At 72.4% G+C, this 13,509-nt stretch carries 14 protein-coding genes; 7 read left to right on the top strand and 7 right to left on the bottom strand.

From position 1 onward, the window contains the following. Positions 1 to 135: 135 nt before the first annotated feature. Positions 136 to 1,254 (top strand): phosphoserine transaminase, encoded by a 1,119-nt coding sequence (gene serC, locus ACWCXH_RS19195; RefSeq protein ID WP_449802613.1) that lies wholly within the window; start codon positions 136 to 138, stop codon positions 1,252 to 1,254. Between the two features lie 208 nt (positions 1,255 to 1,462). Here the strand turns inward: serC and ACWCXH_RS19190 are convergent, their stop codons facing one another. After that, positions 1,463 to 2,233, bottom strand: a complete 771-nt coding sequence (locus ACWCXH_RS19190) for an SDR family oxidoreductase (RefSeq protein WP_449802612.1) — start codon at positions 2,231 to 2,233, stop codon at positions 1,463 to 1,465. 100 nt (positions 2,234 to 2,333) lie between these two features. Here ACWCXH_RS19190 and ACWCXH_RS19185 point away from each other — a divergent pair, with 100 nt between their 5' ends. Then, complete coding sequence (locus tag ACWCXH_RS19185) at positions 2,334 to 2,924, top strand: TetR/AcrR family transcriptional regulator (protein ID WP_449802611.1); 591 nt, start codon at positions 2,334 to 2,336, stop codon at positions 2,922 to 2,924. Positions 2,925 to 2,927: 3 nt separating this feature from the next. Here ACWCXH_RS19185 and thpR read toward each other — a convergent pair whose 3' ends face one another. After that, a complete protein-coding gene (thpR, locus tag ACWCXH_RS19180; protein ID WP_449802610.1) occupies positions 2,928 to 3,518 on the bottom strand; it encodes an RNA 2',3'-cyclic phosphodiesterase in 591 nt (196 codons plus the stop codon). A 111-nt stretch (positions 3,519 to 3,629) separates the two neighbouring features. On the opposite strand from thpR, the gene ACWCXH_RS19175 reads away from it, so the two are divergent. Next, positions 3,630 to 4,148 (top strand): GNAT family N-acetyltransferase, encoded by a 519-nt coding sequence (locus tag ACWCXH_RS19175; RefSeq protein ID WP_449802609.1) that lies wholly within the window; start codon positions 3,630 to 3,632, stop codon positions 4,146 to 4,148. 51 nt (positions 4,149 to 4,199) lie between these two features. Here the strand turns inward: ACWCXH_RS19175 and ACWCXH_RS19170 are convergent, their stop codons facing one another. Both ACWCXH_RS19170 and ACWCXH_RS19165 read right to left on the bottom strand, forming a co-directional pair. Beyond that, positions 4,200 to 5,489: an MFS transporter gene (locus ACWCXH_RS19170; protein WP_449802720.1), complete on the bottom strand. Its 1,290-nt coding sequence runs from the start codon at positions 5,487 to 5,489 to the stop codon at positions 4,200 to 4,202. A 356-nt stretch (positions 5,490 to 5,845) separates the two neighbouring features. Beyond that, positions 5,846 to 6,280 carry a MarR family winged helix-turn-helix transcriptional regulator gene (locus ACWCXH_RS19165; RefSeq protein WP_449802608.1) on the bottom strand — a complete coding sequence of 145 codons (435 nt, stop codon included), beginning with the start codon at positions 6,278 to 6,280 and terminating at the stop codon, positions 5,846 to 5,848. A gap of 134 nt (positions 6,281 to 6,414) precedes the next feature. Between ACWCXH_RS19165 and ACWCXH_RS19160 the strand changes: the two genes are divergently transcribed. Continuing rightward, complete coding sequence (locus tag ACWCXH_RS19160) at positions 6,415 to 6,837, top strand: VOC family protein (protein ID WP_449802607.1); 423 nt, start codon at positions 6,415 to 6,417, stop codon at positions 6,835 to 6,837. Positions 6,838 to 7,158: 321 nt separating this feature from the next. Next, complete coding sequence (locus ACWCXH_RS19155) at positions 7,159 to 7,935, top strand: MHYT domain-containing protein (protein ID WP_449802606.1); 777 nt, start codon at positions 7,159 to 7,161, stop codon at positions 7,933 to 7,935. 80 nt (positions 7,936 to 8,015) lie between these two features. Here ACWCXH_RS19155 and ACWCXH_RS19150 read toward each other — a convergent pair whose 3' ends face one another. Continuing rightward, positions 8,016 to 9,737, bottom strand: a complete 1,722-nt coding sequence (locus ACWCXH_RS19150) for a hydrogenase maturation protein (protein ID WP_449802605.1) — start codon at positions 9,735 to 9,737, stop codon at positions 8,016 to 8,018. 198 nt (positions 9,738 to 9,935) lie between these two features. Then, entirely contained in the window at positions 9,936 to 10,859 is a 924-nt protein-coding gene (locus tag ACWCXH_RS19145) for a DUF4231 domain-containing protein (RefSeq protein ID WP_449802604.1), read from the bottom strand. 130 nt (positions 10,860 to 10,989) lie between these two features. Here ACWCXH_RS19145 and ACWCXH_RS19140 point away from each other — a divergent pair, with 130 nt between their 5' ends. Further along, positions 10,990 to 11,439: a VOC family protein gene (locus ACWCXH_RS19140; RefSeq protein WP_449802603.1), complete on the top strand. Its 450-nt coding sequence runs from the start codon at positions 10,990 to 10,992 to the stop codon at positions 11,437 to 11,439. Between the two features lie 78 nt (positions 11,440 to 11,517). Here ACWCXH_RS19140 and ACWCXH_RS19135 read toward each other — a convergent pair whose 3' ends face one another. Beyond that, positions 11,518 to 12,978: an NCS2 family permease gene (locus tag ACWCXH_RS19135; protein ID WP_449802602.1), complete on the bottom strand. Its 1,461-nt coding sequence runs from the start codon at positions 12,976 to 12,978 to the stop codon at positions 11,518 to 11,520. A 164-nt stretch (positions 12,979 to 13,142) separates the two neighbouring features. Between ACWCXH_RS19135 and ACWCXH_RS19130 the strand changes: the two genes are divergently transcribed. Further along, a complete protein-coding gene (locus ACWCXH_RS19130) occupies positions 13,143 to 13,463 on the top strand; it encodes a DUF2530 domain-containing protein (protein ID WP_449802601.1) in 321 nt (106 codons plus the stop codon). Positions 13,464 to 13,509: the final 46 nt, after the last annotated feature.

Raw genomic sequence — 13,509 nt, 5'->3', positions numbered from 1 at the left:
TGACGCACCACCTCTGACCAGCGGGTCCGGCCTCGGCCGGGCCCGCTGTCCGGTGTCGGGAAGCAGTCGAGATCACAGTCTCAGGACGCGGACGACCGTATCCCCGCCCGAGCCCCGGCCGGTAGGCTGCGGCGCGTGGCTCAGATCCAGATCCCCGCTGACATCAAGCCCGCAGACGGCCGTTTCGGCTGCGGACCGTCCAAGGTGCGCCCCGAGGCCCTGAGTGCCCTCGCCGCCACCCAGACCTCCCTGCTCGGCACCTCGCACCGCCAGGCCCCGGTCAAGAACCTGGTCAAGCGCGTGCGCGAGGGCGTGAGCAGCCTGTTCTCGCTGCCCGAGGGTTACGAGGTGGTGCTCGGCAACGGCGGCTCCACCGCGTTCTGGGACATCGCCGCCTTCGGCCTCGTGCGGGAGAAGTCCCAGCACCTGGACTTCGGCGAGTTCTCCTCGAAGTTCGCCTCCTCGGTCAAGGCCGCACCGTGGCTGGCCGAGCCGAGCGTGATCAAGACCGCCCCGGGCACCCACCCGCTGCCGGTCGCCGAGGCCGGTGTGGACGCCTACGCGCTCACCCACAACGAGACCTCGACCGGTGTCGCGATGCCGATCCGGCGCCCGGCCGGCGCCGACGAGGGCTCCCTGGTGCTGGTGGACGCCACCTCGGGCGCCGGCGGCCTGCCGGTCGACATCACCGAGACCGACGTCTACTACTTCGCCCCGCAGAAGTCCTTCGCCTCCGAGGGCGGCCTGTGGCTGGCCACCTTCTCCCCGGCCGCCCTGGAGCGCGCCGCCGGGATCGCCGCCTCCGGCCGCTACATCCCGCCGTTCTTCTCCCTCCCGACGGCCATCGACAACTCGTCGAAGGACCAGACGTACAACACCCCGTCGCTGGCCACCCTGTTCCTGCTGGCCGACCAGCTGGAGTGGCTGAACGGCAACGGCGGGCTCGACTGGGCCGTCGCCCGTACGGCTGACTCCTCGTCCCGGCTGTACGCGTGGGCCGAGAAGTCCTCCTTCGCGAACCCGTTCGTCGCGAACCCGGCCGAGCGCTCGCAGGTGGTCGGCACGATCGACTTCGACGAGTCGGTGGACGCCGCCGCGGTCGCCAAGGCACTGCGTGCCAACGGCATCGTCGACACCGAGCCGTACCGCAAGCTGGGCCGCAACCAGCTGCGCATCGCGATGTTCCCGGCGATCGACCCGGCGGACGTCGAGGCGCTCACGCGGTGCATCGACCACGTGGTCGGGCAGCTCTGAGCGGCTTCCGCCCCTGACCGAGGGCACGACAGAGGGCCACCGCATGCGTGCGGTGGCCCTCTCGTCCTTGCCGCCCGGCGCTTCCGCTACCGGTTGACCAGCGAGCTGATCAGCACGACGACCAGCAGGAGCACCAGGGTGCCGGTCACGATACGCATGCGAGTCTTGGGATCCACGGTCAACGAGCGTACCTCCGGCTCACACCCGGCTAGACGCCGAGGCTGGACCCGCCGGTGGCATCGATGTGCTGGCCGGTGACCCAGCGGGAGTCGGCGGAGGCCAGGAAGGCCACGATGTCGGCGACGTCGGACACCTCGGCGACCCGCTTCAGCGCCGAGTAGCCGGCCGCGCGCTCGCGCTCCGCCGGGTCCTCCAGCCACGGGTTGATGTCGGTCGGGACGATGCCCGGCCGCACCGAGTTCACGGTGATCCCGCGCGCCCCGAGCTCCTCGGCCAGGGCCAGGGTGAAGGTCTCCAGCGCCCCCTTGGTCATCGCGTAGGCGATCGCCGAGGGGAAGGCGAGCCGGGTGGCACCGGACGAGACGTTGACGATCCGCCCGCCGTCCCGCAGGCGCTCCAGGCCCTGCTGGACGACGAAGAACGGCGCCTTCGCGTTCACCGCGAACACCTCGTCGTAGGCCTCCTCCCCCACCTCGTGGACCCGCCCGAACAGGCCCGTCCCGGCGTTGTTGACCAGGACGTCCAGCCCCCCGGCTCCCCCGTCGTACTCGGCCAGCCCCCGGTCGAACGCCTCCCACAGCGCCTGGGCGTCCCCCGGGACGCCCAGCTCGGCGCCGACCGCGAAGGCCCGTCCGCCCGCCGCCTCGATCGTCCGCACGACCTCCTCGGCCGCCTCCGCATTGCGGCCGTAGTGCACGGCGACCAGCGCGCCGTCCCGGCCCAGCCGCTCGGCGATGCCCCGCCCGATGCCCCGGCTGCCGCCCGTCACCAGTGCCGTCTTCCCTGCCAGCGCGCCCATGGCCACGCCCTCCCCGCTTCTCCGGCGACACTTCTGTAGTGGTCGCTAATAAAAGAAACCGTAGCACGGCTTCTGTAGTGCTCGATATAAAATCTGCTCCATGACCAGCGCGACACGCGGGCGCCCCCGCTCCTTCGACCGCGAGGCCGCCCTCGAACAGGCCATGCTCCTGTTCTGGGAGCGCGGCTACGAGGCCACCTCGGTGGCCGACCTCACCGCCGCCATGGGCATCCGCCCGCCGAGCCTGTACGCGGCCTTCGGCGACAAGCGGACGCTCTTCGCGGAGGTCCTGGCGCGCTACGAGGAGACGTACGGCGCGTACACCACGCGCGCGTTCGCGGAGGAGCCGACCGCCAGGGCGGGCGTCGCCCGGATGCTGCGCGAGGCCGCGGCCGTGCTCACCGACCCGGACCACCCGTGGGGCTGCCTGCTGGCCGGCTCGACGGTCAACTGCACCTCGCCCGAGGTCGTGCAGACCGTCCGCGAGCAGCGCGAGGCCAACGTGCGCACCCTGGAGTCCCGGATCCGCGCCGACGTCGCCGCCGGCCTGGAGCCCGCCGACACCGACCCGGCGGCGCTGGCGCAGTTCATCGCGGCCGTCATCCAGGGCATGACGCTGCGCGCCCGCGACGGCGCGGGCCGGGCCGAGCTGGAACAGGTGGCCGCCGCCGCGATGCGCGCCTGGCCGTAGCCGTCAGGACGCCCAGCGCGCCAACGGCCAGGCGCGGACGGTCTCGTAGCGCATCGTGCCGCCGGCCGGCTCGCTCTTCATCAGGTGCAGCTCGGCGGCCTCCCACTCCGGCCCCCGGTACTCGGCCAGCGCGGCGGCCAGCCCCTCCAGTTCGGCCGCCGCGACCCGCAGGACGGCCCGCCGGTGCCCCCGCGACGAGCCGGCCCGGGCGAGGGTCAGGTGCGGGTGGAAGCTGAACGCGTCCACCTCGCCGGTGACGTCCGCGGTGGCCTCGTACACGGCCTCGGCGAGCCTGCGCAGGGCGTAGGTCTGCCCGTCGACCCCGGCCCAGAGCACCCGGTCGCCGAAGCGGCCGGCCCCCGCGAACCGCAGGTGGTGCGCCGGGTTCGTCTCCGCGACCGCGGCCAGGCCCGCCTCCAGCTCCGGCAACCGCTCCTCCGACACCTGCCCGAGGAAGGCCAGGGTCAGGTGCCAGCCCTCGACGGTGGTCCAGCGCAGCCGGTCCGCCCCGGGCAGCCCGCGCACCGGCGCGACCGCGTCGAAGAGCCCCTGCAACGCCTCGACCGGCGGGAGCACCGCCACGAACAACCTCATGGACCAATCTTCCCGCTCTTCCCGCAGCGCTTCTCGCCCTCCCCGCACCCTGCGCGCCTCGCGCGCCCCTGGCTCTTCCCGCGCGCCGTCGTTTGGACTAGAACCTTTTCCATGAAGATCCGCAACGGGGGCCCCGAGGACATCCCCGACATCCTCACCCTGCTCGACGGCGCCGTGGCCTGGCTGGCCGGTCAGGGCCGCACCGGCCAGTGGGGCGACCAGCCGTTCTCCACCGTCCCGGCCCGGGTGGAGCACATCGAGAAGTACGGCCGCGAGCCGTTCCTGATCCGCCTCGCCGTGGACGACGAGGGCCGCACCGTCGGCTCGTGCGTCCTGTCCGAGGAGCGGGGGCCGTACATCCCCGCCGTGGACGAGCGCGAGCTGTACGTCCGCAACCTGGTGACCGACCGGACGCACAAGGGCTCGGGCATCGGTGCCGCACTGATCGCCGACGCGCTCGACGAAGCCCGCCGGCGCGGCATCGGCCTGCTCCGGGTGGACTGCTATGGCGGCGCCGACCGCAAGCTGGTCGGCCAGTACCGGGCGCTCGGCTTCACCGAGACCGAGGCCTTCGAGGTCGAGCAGCCGAACGGCGTCTGGGTCGGCCAGGTCCTGGAGATCCGGCTCTGAAGCACCGCAGGCCTCGGGGGTACTGTCGCACGCCCGAGGCCTGACGAACCATCAGCAGGCGGCGGCCAGCTGCGACTTGGACGTGGCACCGGCCCGCGGCACGACGGCCACCACTCGGCCGCCGCGGCCCGGGTGCAGGTCGAACCGCACCTTCAGGTCCGCGCTGCGGGCGAGCACCAGGCCCACCGCGCCGGCCGCCAGCGCGGACACCAGCCCGCAGGCCAGCAGCCCGAGCCGGGGCCCGTACGAGGCGGTGACCCAGCCCACGATCGGCGCGCCGATCGGCGTGCCGCCGGTGAAGACCAGCACCAGCAGGCCCATCACCCGGCCCCGCATCTCGGGGTCGGTGGCCAGCTGCAGCATCGAGTTGACCGAGGTGTTGAAGCTCAGGCCGAACACCCCGATCAGCGTCAGCAGCGCCGCGAACGTCCAGTAGCCGGGCGCGAACGCGGCCACGACCTCCAGCGCGCCGAAGCCCAGCGCCGCCCCCACCAGCCGGCGCAGGCGCGGTGCGCCCCGGCGGGCCGCGAGCAGCGCGCCGGCCAGTGAGCCGATCGCCATGGCGGTGTTCAGCAGGCCGTACTGCCCGGCGCCCACCTTGAAGGTGTCGTACGCGAAACCGGACAGCAGCGTCGGGAAGTTGAAGCCGAAGGTGCCGATGAACCCGGCCAGCACCATCGGCCAGAGCAGCTCGGGCCGCTCCTTCACGTACCGCAGCCCTTCCCGCAACTGCCCCTTCTCGCGGGCGATCGGCTCGGTCGGGCGCAGTTCGCCCTCCCGCATCGCGAGCAGTCCGCCGATCACGGCGGCGAAGGACAGCGCGTTGACGGCGAACGCCCAGCCGCTGCCGACCGCGGCGATCAGCAGGCCCGCGACGGCGGGGCCGACCAGGCGCGCGGTCTGGAAGTTGGCGGCGTTCAGGCTGACCGCGTTGGCGAGGTCCTTCGGCTCGACCATCTCGGACACGAAGGCCTGCCGGGCCGGGTTGTCCACCACGGTGACCAGGCCGAGCAGCAGCGCGAACCCGTACACGTAGTACGGCGTCACGATGCCGCCGATGGTCAGTACGGCGAGGCCGGCGGCGAGCAGGCCCATGGCGCCCTGAGTGTGGATCAGCAGTCGGCGCTTGGGCATCCGGTCGGCGAGGACGCCGCCGAACAGGCCCAGCAGCAGCATCGGCAGGAACTGCATCGCGGTGGTGATGCCGACGGCGAGCGGGCTGCCGGTGAGGCTGAGCACCAGCCAGTCCTGGGCGATCCGCTGCATCCAGGTACCGGTGTTGGACACCACCTGACCGGCGAAGTAGTAGCGGTAGTTGCGAACGCGCAGGGAGGAGAACATCCCCCCCGGCCGCGTGAAGCGGGCTCCGGTCGGGGATGTGGCCGCGTGGCTGCGGCCGGGAGCGGCGGGGTCGTCCGCCGCGGTGCGTTCGTCGGGGTCGTCGTCGCCGTTGCCCGGCAGCCCCGTGGGGGCGGGTGCCTGGCTGTCGGCGGCCGCGGCGCCGGCCGCGGCGGGGTCGGTGGTCGGCTCGTCGGTACGGATGGCGGCGGCGCTGGCTGCGGCCGGCGGTGTCACGGTGGTCTCCCCTCGTGGCGCGACGGCCCGTGCTGCGGCCGTCGCGCTCCTGGTGTCGGTGGTCGGTCCTGTGGTGATGCGGTGCTCCTTCTTCTCCAACTGGCCCGCTGGGATGGGTGTGCCTAGAGGTGTGCGAGCTTGTAGAGCACGGGCGCGGCCTCCCGGAGGACGGCCCATTCCTCCTCGTCGAGCCCCTGGGCGAGCTCGGCGAGCCAGGCGTTGCGACGCCGGCGGCTCTCCGCCAGGATCGCCTCGGCCTGCTCGGTGCTGCTGACGACCACCTGGCGGCGGTCTTCGGGGTGCGGCTCGCGCCGCACCAGACCCTTCTCCTCCAGCATCGCGACGATCCTGGTCATCGAAGGGGGCTGCACGTGCTCCTTCCGGGCGAGCTCACCCGGCGTCGCCTTTCCGCACCGGGCGAGGGTGCCCAGCACCCCCATCTCGGTAGGGCTCAGCGACTCCTCGACCCGCTGGTGTTTGAGCCGGCGGGAGAGGCGCATCGTGGACGATCGCAGCTGATTGATCGCTGCGAGGTCCTGCTCGGACATCTCGGGCATGGTCTTTAGCCTACGTCATTACCCTCGCTAACGAAAATTGGTTCCCGCACCCCCCTTCCGCCACCGCCGCGCCGGAAGATCGCCCCGGTGCCATATTGGACATAGCTCTCGACTCCCAGAAGGGCCGACCAGACATGTCCGACCTCGCCACCGACCGGGCCAGCCAGGCCAACCGGGCCGAATCCGAGGGCGCCGGCTTCGCCCGGCTCGCCATGGTCACCATCGACTGCGCCGACCCGGTCGCGCTGGCCGGGTTCTACGGCGAACTGCTCGGATGGGAGACCCGGCACGCGGACGAGCACTTCGCGATCCTCGACAACCCCGAGGGCGGCACCCCCCTGGCGTTCGGGCGGGTCACGGGCTACCGGCCGGAGCCGTGGACGGAGCCGGACGGCGGCAAGCACTTCCACCTGGACTTCTACGTGGACGATCTGGACGAGGCTACCGAGCGCGCCCTGGAGCTGGGCGCCACCGAGCCGACGTACCAGCACGGCCGGACGCTCAAGGTGCTGATCGACCCGGCCGGCCACCCGTTCGGGCTAGCTCCCCTGGAGTAACGGACGAACGGGCCGGGCGGACCTGCGCAGAGGCTGTCAGGGGTTGGTGCCAAGATCTTGCAGGCCCCGTAAAGGACCATGCTGACCTGGGACTTCACGAAAACGCCGAACCTTGTGCGAGCGCCGGGCAGTGGTTACTGTCCCGGTTGTCAGGGCCCCGTTGTCAGGGGCACCGCATATCGGGAGCGCCAGGTCTCCCTCGGCGGACCCCGTCCGTGCCCACTCCGCGCGCGTTCCACCGGCCGCCCCGTTCCTCCCGGCCACCCCGCGTCCGCCCGAGCCCTGGCGTCCCTCCCCCGTCGTCCGTCCAGGGAGCTGTCATTGGGTGAGATCCACCATGCCGACCACGGCTGGGTGACACCGGCGGTCTCGTACTTCGTCGCCTGCCTCGGCGCCTTCGTCGCCCTGCGCAGCGCCCGCTGGGCGCTCGTCTCGCGCGGCCGCACCCGGGCCAACTGGCTGCTCTTCGCCGCGAGTTCGCTCGGCGCCGGGATCTGGTCGATGCACTTCATCGCGATGCTCGGCTTCTCCGTCAGCGGCGTCGACATCACCTACCGGCCGGGGCTGACGGTGCTCAGCCTGCTGGTCGCGATCGCCGTCGTCGGCGTCGGCCTGTTCACCGTCGGGTACAGCAAGCGCCCGGTGCTGTCGCTGCTCGCCGGCGGCCTGACCACCGGCCTCGGAGTCGCGGCGATGCACTACCTCGGCATGGCCGCGATGGTCCTGCCCGGCCACGTGCACTACGACCGCACGACGGTCGGACTGTCGATCGGCATCGCGGTGTTCGCGGCGACCGCCGCGCTCTGGGCCGCGCTGAACATCCGCGGCACGCTGGCCGTCCTGGCGGCGGCGCCGGTGATGGGCGTCGCGGTGTGCGCGATGCACTACACGGGCATGGCCGCGCTCTCCGTCCAGCTCGACTTGTCGCAGAGCACCCAGGGCGGCGTGATGGCGCTGGAGTTCATCTTCCCGCTCGGGGTCGGGCTCGGCTGCTACGTGTTCTTCGGTGCGCTCGCCTTCGCGGTGTCGCCGAGCAAGGGCGTCACCCAGCCCGTCGTCGTCGGCCCGGCCGCACCACTGGTCCCGCGGCGGCGCTGAGCGCCCTCCGACGCCCAGCGCGCGCCGGAGGCCGGGCCCGCACGTCGGGCCCGGCCTCCGGCGTTCCGCCGCCCCGCTGTTCAGGCCTGCTGTTCGGGCCGGCCGAGCAGTCCCGTCAGGTGCTCCGGCGTCGCCACCGGGCAGACCTTGCGGACGAAGTCCCGCCGCAGCGCGTGGTACGGCTCGCCCGCGCGGTAGAAGTTGCCGTGCATGCGCCGCAGTTCCTCCGCCCGGTACTCGGCCAGCGGGCGTTCCTCCTCGTCGGCGGTCAGGCGGCGCTTCTTGTCCACCAGCCGCGCGGTGAGCTCCGGCGAAGCGGCGAGGCCGGCCGCCTCCCGGGCCACCCAGCGGCGGAACCGGGCCGCGTCGCCGCCCGCGGTACGGTCCACCAGGCCGATCCGGCGCGCCTGTTCGGCCCCGACCGGCAGGGCCTCGGTGGTCAGCCGCTGCGCCCACTCGGCGCCGACCCGGCGCGGCAGGGTGTACGTCCAGTACTCCGAGCCGTACAGGCCCATCAGCCGGTAGTGCGGGTTGAGCACCGCCGAATCGCGGCACCACACCTCGTCGGCGGCGATCGCCAGCATCAGCCCGCCGGCGGCGGCGTTGCCGGCGAGCGCCGAGACGACCAGCTTGTCGGTCGTGGTGAGGATCGCCTCGACCACGTCGTCCATCGCGTTGATGTTCTCCCACGACTCCAGCGCCGGGAAGGACGCGCCCTCGATGACATTCAGGTGGATGCCGTTGGAGTAGAAGTCCCGGGCCGCACCGAGCACCAGCACCGAGGTGGGCCGGTCGGCGGCCGCGCGGTAGGCGGCGAGCAGGCGGCGGCACTGCTCGGCGCTCATCGCCCCGCCGGTGTAGGCGAATTCGAGGAAGCCGACGTCGCCGTCCTCGTGGTAGCGCAGCTCCGACCAGGTGTCGCGGCGGGCGGCCTCGGCCGGGGTCACCGGCACCTCGCGGACGCGGTACAGCTCGTCCGCGAGCACCGTCGCGGCGGGCAGCTTGAAGGTGACCGGCCCGCCCGGGGTGCGGCGCGGGCGCAGCTGCGCGATCCACACCGCGCCGTCCACGGTGGCCCGGCAGATCGCGCCGTCGCGGGTCGCGAGCACCTCGCCGGGCACCGGGCCGCGCAGTTCGTCCTCGGGGTGGCCGCCGTGCAGGAAGAACTCGCGGCCGTACAGCTCGTCGAGGACGCCGGGCTGGGAGTCGGCGGCGCGGAGCTTGCGGAGCACGGTGGCGGTGTCGTCGGCGGCCCAGTCGATCCGGCGGGCGTCCTGCGGCAGGAACGGCCGCAGCCGGCCGCGGACGTCGGGCCGGTCGTAGTCGAGCGGTTCGGGGGTGAACAGCCCGCCCTCGTAGCGCTGGACGGCCAGTAGGACGGCCTCGACGGCGGCGTCGGCGACCTCGTTCCGGTACAGCTCGCTCTTGCCGCAGGCGGGGACGGTGAACTCGACGGACGCCCAGATGTCGCCCGCGTCCATCTCCTCGACGGCCTGCAGGACGGTGACGCCCCAGCGCTCGGCGCCTTCGGTGATCGCCCAGTCCAGCGAGGACGGGCCGCGGTCGCCCTTCGGTCCCGGGTGCACGATGAGGACGGTCCGGGTGCGCCAGATGTCCTCCGGCACGGCCTTGGTCAGCATCGGGCAGACGATCAGCTCGGGGTCGGTCCGGGCCACCGCGGCCCGCATCTGCTCGTCCCCGAGGGCGAGCTGGACGGCGACCTGGTGGCCGCGCCCGCGCAGCTCGGCGTGGACGCGCTGGGTCAGGCTGTTGAACGCACTGGCGATCAGGAGAATGCGCAAGGGTGCCTCCGGACGGGGACTGGGGGGTCGCGCGCGGAGGCGATGAAACCAGGACATGGACACGTAACGATTACGGTCGGCGGGTCCCTGTCCTACCCTCACGCACCCCGCACACCTGTGCCCTCGGCATGGCGTGCGCTCCTCCGGATCTCCCCAGCCCCTCCCCGGAGTTGGCCTTCCCCGTTCACCCGGATACGGCTACCGCGGGAACGCCCGGCGGGCGCGCCAGGTGGTGTGCTCGCGGGAGACCGCGTCCTCGGCCTCGGCGGCCAGCCGGGCCCAGCGGGCCTCCGCGTCCGGTGCCCGGAGGTCGAGGTCGGACAGCTGGTTGCCGACGTTCTCCAGCTCGCGCGCGGCCAGCTGGTAGGCGGCGGCCAGCGGGCGGAGCTGCTTGAGCTGCGTCCACGCGATGATCGACGCGGCCGCGGCGGAACTGGCCCCGAACACGTGCACCTGCAGCGCACCGGTCGCCTGCGCGATGGCCGCCGCCGCACCGATGATGATCAGCGCCGCGATGCCGAGGCCCCACGACACCGCCTGCGACTCGCAGGCGTCGGCCCGGGAGCGGTACCAGGTGCGCTGGCCCTCGACCCGGGTGCGGAGGTAGAGCGTCCGGCGGGCGGTCAGGGTGCCGGCCCGGGCGAGCCGCATCTCCGGGGTGATCTCGGGGACGGTGCCGGGCGGCACGACCTCCGGGTCCTCGAAGGCCCGCATCACGTCTTCGAGCTGCAGCAGGTAGCCGCGGTCCACGTCGGCCGAGTCCGCCTCGCCGTCGAACGGCCGGGCGCGGACGGAGTACTTCCAGGCGAGCGTCTTCACCGACTCGGCCGCGGCCCGGGCCTCGTACCAGCGGCCCTGCGGGTTGCTGCGGCGCAGCCGGGACCAGAAGTAGCCGGCGACCAGGAAGGCGACCACCGAGAAGAGTGGCGCGATGTCGCCGTCCCCCGCCTTGTCCGGGCCCGGGAACGAGCCGATCACGGCAGCGATCACCAGCATCGCGATCAGCCCGCGGTACCACCGGAGCGTCTCGCGCTGTCCGTCCAGCGAGGCCTTGTCCGCCGTCCAGAACAGGTCCGGCAGCAGCTTGGCCTCGTCTCCCCCGGGCGGATCCTGTTGCACCATCGGTCGAGTCCCCTCCCCGTCTCCGTCCAGGCAGTATGCCCACAGCCAACTGCCGTACACAGTCACCTTTTTGGCACTTTTCCCACACGACTGATTGCTCCCCCATTCCGTAACCGATATAAACGGTTACATGCCGCTGCACTGGAAGCTCGTCATCGACTGCGCCGACCCGCTCCGCCAGGCCGCCTTCTGGGCCGCCGCCCTCGACTACACCGTCGAGGACAACAGCGCCCTGGTCACCCGCCTCCTCGCGGCCGGTGCCCTCCCCCCGGAGGCCGTCACCGAGTTCGAGGGCCGCCCCGCCTTCCGCACCCTCCTCGCCGTCCGCCACCCGGACGACCCGTTCGACCCCGCCACCGGCACCGGCCTGGGCCGCCGCATCCTCTTCCAGGCCGTCCCCGAACCCAGGGAGACGAAGAACCGCCTCCACCTCGACCTCCACCCCGGCCCCGGAGCCCGCGAGGCCACCGTCATCCGCCTCCAGGCCCTCGGCGCCACCGTCCTGCGCCACGTGAAGGAGAACGGCGGCGAATGGACGACGATGGCCGACCCCGAGGGCAACGAGTTCTGCGTCCAGTGATCCCGCCCCGGAAACGCCGCAGCCCCGCCCCCACGAGGGAGGGCGAGGCTGCGAGCGGTCCGTACGGCCCGTACGGCGTCAGAGCAGACCGAGCGCGGGCATCAGGTAGTAGAAGGCGAAGACCGCGGCCACGGCGTAGAGGGGGACCGGGACGGCGCGGGCGCGGCCGGCGGCGATCCGCAGGATGCAGAAGGCGATGAAGCCGAAGCCGATGCCGTTGGTGATCGAGTAGGTGAAGGGCATCATCACGATGGTCAGGAAGGCCGGGATCGCGATGGTGTAGTCGGCCCAGTCGATCTCCTTGATGGAGCCCGCCAGGATCAGGAAGCCGACGGTGACCAGCGCCGGGGTGGCGGCCTGGGCGGGGACCATGGTGGCGAGCGGGGTGAGGAAGAGCGCCACCACGAAGAGCAGGCCGGTGACGATCGAGGCGAAGCCGGTCCGGGCACCTTCGCCGACGCCCGCGGTGGACTCGACGAAGCAGGTGTTCGCGGAGGACGAGGTGGCGCCGCCGGCCGCGGTGGCGATGCCGTCGACCATCAGGATCCGGTTGATGCCCGGCAGGTCGCCCTTCTCGTCGAGCAGGTGGGCCTCGTCGGCGACGCCGAGGATGGTGCCCATCGCGTCGAAGAAGCACGACATCAGCACGGTGAAGACGAACAGCGCGCCGGTGAGCACGCCGACCTTCTCGAAGCCGCCGAACAGGCTGACCTTGCCGACCAGGCCGAAGTCCGGGGCGGCGACCGGGTTGCCGGGCCACGCGGGGACGGTGAGGCCCCACTTGAGGGCCGGGACGTCGACGAACTTGTCGATCACCACGGCGACGGCGGTGCTGACCGCGATGCTGATCAGGATCGCGCCGGGGACCTTGCGGATCACCAGGACCAGGGTGAGCAGCAGGCCGATCACGAAGACCAGGACCGGCCAGCCGAGCAGGTGGCCGCTGCCGCCGAGCTGGAGCGGGACGGTGGTGTGGGCGGCGTCCGGGATGCGGCTGACGAAGCCGGAGTCGACCAGGCCGACCAGGCTGATGAACAGGCCGATCCCGATCGCGATGGCCTTGCGCAGGCCGAGCGGGACGGCGTTCATGACCCGCTCGCGCAGGCCGGTGGCGACCAGCAGCATGATCGCGAAACCGGCCAGCGCGACCATGCCCATCGCGTCCGGCCAGGTCATCCTGGGCGCGAGCTGGAGCGCCACGATGGTGTTGACGCCGAGGCCGGCGGCCAGGCCGATCGGGACGTTGCCGATGACGCCCATCAGCAGGGTGGTGAGACCCGCGGTGAGGGCGGTCGCGGTGACCAGCTGGGCGCTGTCCAGGTGGGTGCCGTTCATGTCCGTGGCGCTGGCCAGGATGATCGGGTTCAGCACCAGGATGTACGCCATGGTGAAGAAGGTGGCCACGCCGCCGCGGATCTCGCGCGGCAGGGTGGAGCCGCGCTCGCTGATCCGGAAGTAGCGGTCGAGGGCACCGGAGGGCGGCTCGGGCGCGGTGTCGGCAGGCTCGGGCGACTCGGTGGTCGGCTGGACCACAGGCATGCGTGCGTCCTCTGTGGGGGGCGGAGGAGTGGGGGTCACGCCCGGGGCGACGGTGGCCGGACGCGGAACTTCAAGTATGGTTTCCCGATCGCACACACGCTATCTTCGCGCGTAGAGCACCGAGCCGAACGGCCCAGCGGCCCTGGCCCCGTACGCTAGGCCCCATGCCCAAGACCCCGCTGCACCCCTCGCCCCCTCCGCTGGAGGCCAACGACGTCGCGATCGTCGGCGGCGGCACGGTGCTGTGGTTCGTCGCCTTCCTGGCACTGCTCCCGTTCCAGGGCACCCTCTCCGACCACGGCCACGGCACCTGGCCCTGGATCTGCCTGGCCGGCGGGCTGCTCGGCCTGATCGGCCTCTGGTACTGCCGCGCCCGCCGGGACGCGATCGCCCGCAGCCGCGCCGCCGAGGCCGAGGCCGCCCCGCAGGCCGACGGAACGGGCCCGAACGGGAACGGGCCGGACCCGGCCACCCGGTCGGACTGAACAGGCCTTTAGTACCACGCATCGGACATAGGGCGCCCGTAGAGTC

Source organism: Kitasatospora sp. NPDC001660 (assembly GCF_053596725.1).
The sequence above is the reverse complement of the archived record's forward strand: the minus strand, read 5'-3'. Positions and strand labels throughout refer to the sequence as shown.

Excerpts from the sequence above, each read along its gene's own strand:
- ACWCXH_RS19190 (WP_449802612.1), bottom strand. The coding sequence starts at position 2,233 with ATGGGCGCGCTGGCAGGGAAGACGGCACTGGTGACGGGCGGCAGCCGG.
- ACWCXH_RS19185 (WP_449802611.1), top strand. The coding sequence starts at position 2,334 with ATGACCAGCGCGACACGCGGGCGCCCCCGCTCCTTCGACCGCGAGGCC.
- thpR (WP_449802610.1), bottom strand. The coding sequence starts at position 3,518 with ATGAGGTTGTTCGTGGCGGTGCTCCCGCCGGTCGAGGCGTTGCAGGGG.
- ACWCXH_RS19175 (WP_449802609.1), top strand. The coding sequence starts at position 3,630 with ATGAAGATCCGCAACGGGGGCCCCGAGGACATCCCCGACATCCTCACC.
- ACWCXH_RS19170 (WP_449802720.1), bottom strand. The coding sequence starts at position 5,489 with ATGTTCTCCTCCCTGCGCGTTCGCAACTACCGCTACTACTTCGCCGGT.
- ACWCXH_RS19165 (WP_449802608.1), bottom strand. The coding sequence starts at position 6,280 with ATGCCCGAGATGTCCGAGCAGGACCTCGCAGCGATCAATCAGCTGCGA.
- ACWCXH_RS19160 (WP_449802607.1), top strand. The coding sequence starts at position 6,415 with ATGTCCGACCTCGCCACCGACCGGGCCAGCCAGGCCAACCGGGCCGAA.
- ACWCXH_RS19145 (WP_449802604.1), bottom strand. The coding sequence starts at position 10,859 with ATGGTGCAACAGGATCCGCCCGGGGGAGACGAGGCCAAGCTGCTGCCG.
- ACWCXH_RS19140 (WP_449802603.1), top strand. The coding sequence starts at position 10,990 with ATGCCGCTGCACTGGAAGCTCGTCATCGACTGCGCCGACCCGCTCCGC.
- ACWCXH_RS19135 (WP_449802602.1), bottom strand. The coding sequence starts at position 12,978 with ATGCCTGTGGTCCAGCCGACCACCGAGTCGCCCGAGCCTGCCGACACC.
- ACWCXH_RS19130 (WP_449802601.1), top strand. The coding sequence starts at position 13,143 with ATGCCCAAGACCCCGCTGCACCCCTCGCCCCCTCCGCTGGAGGCCAAC.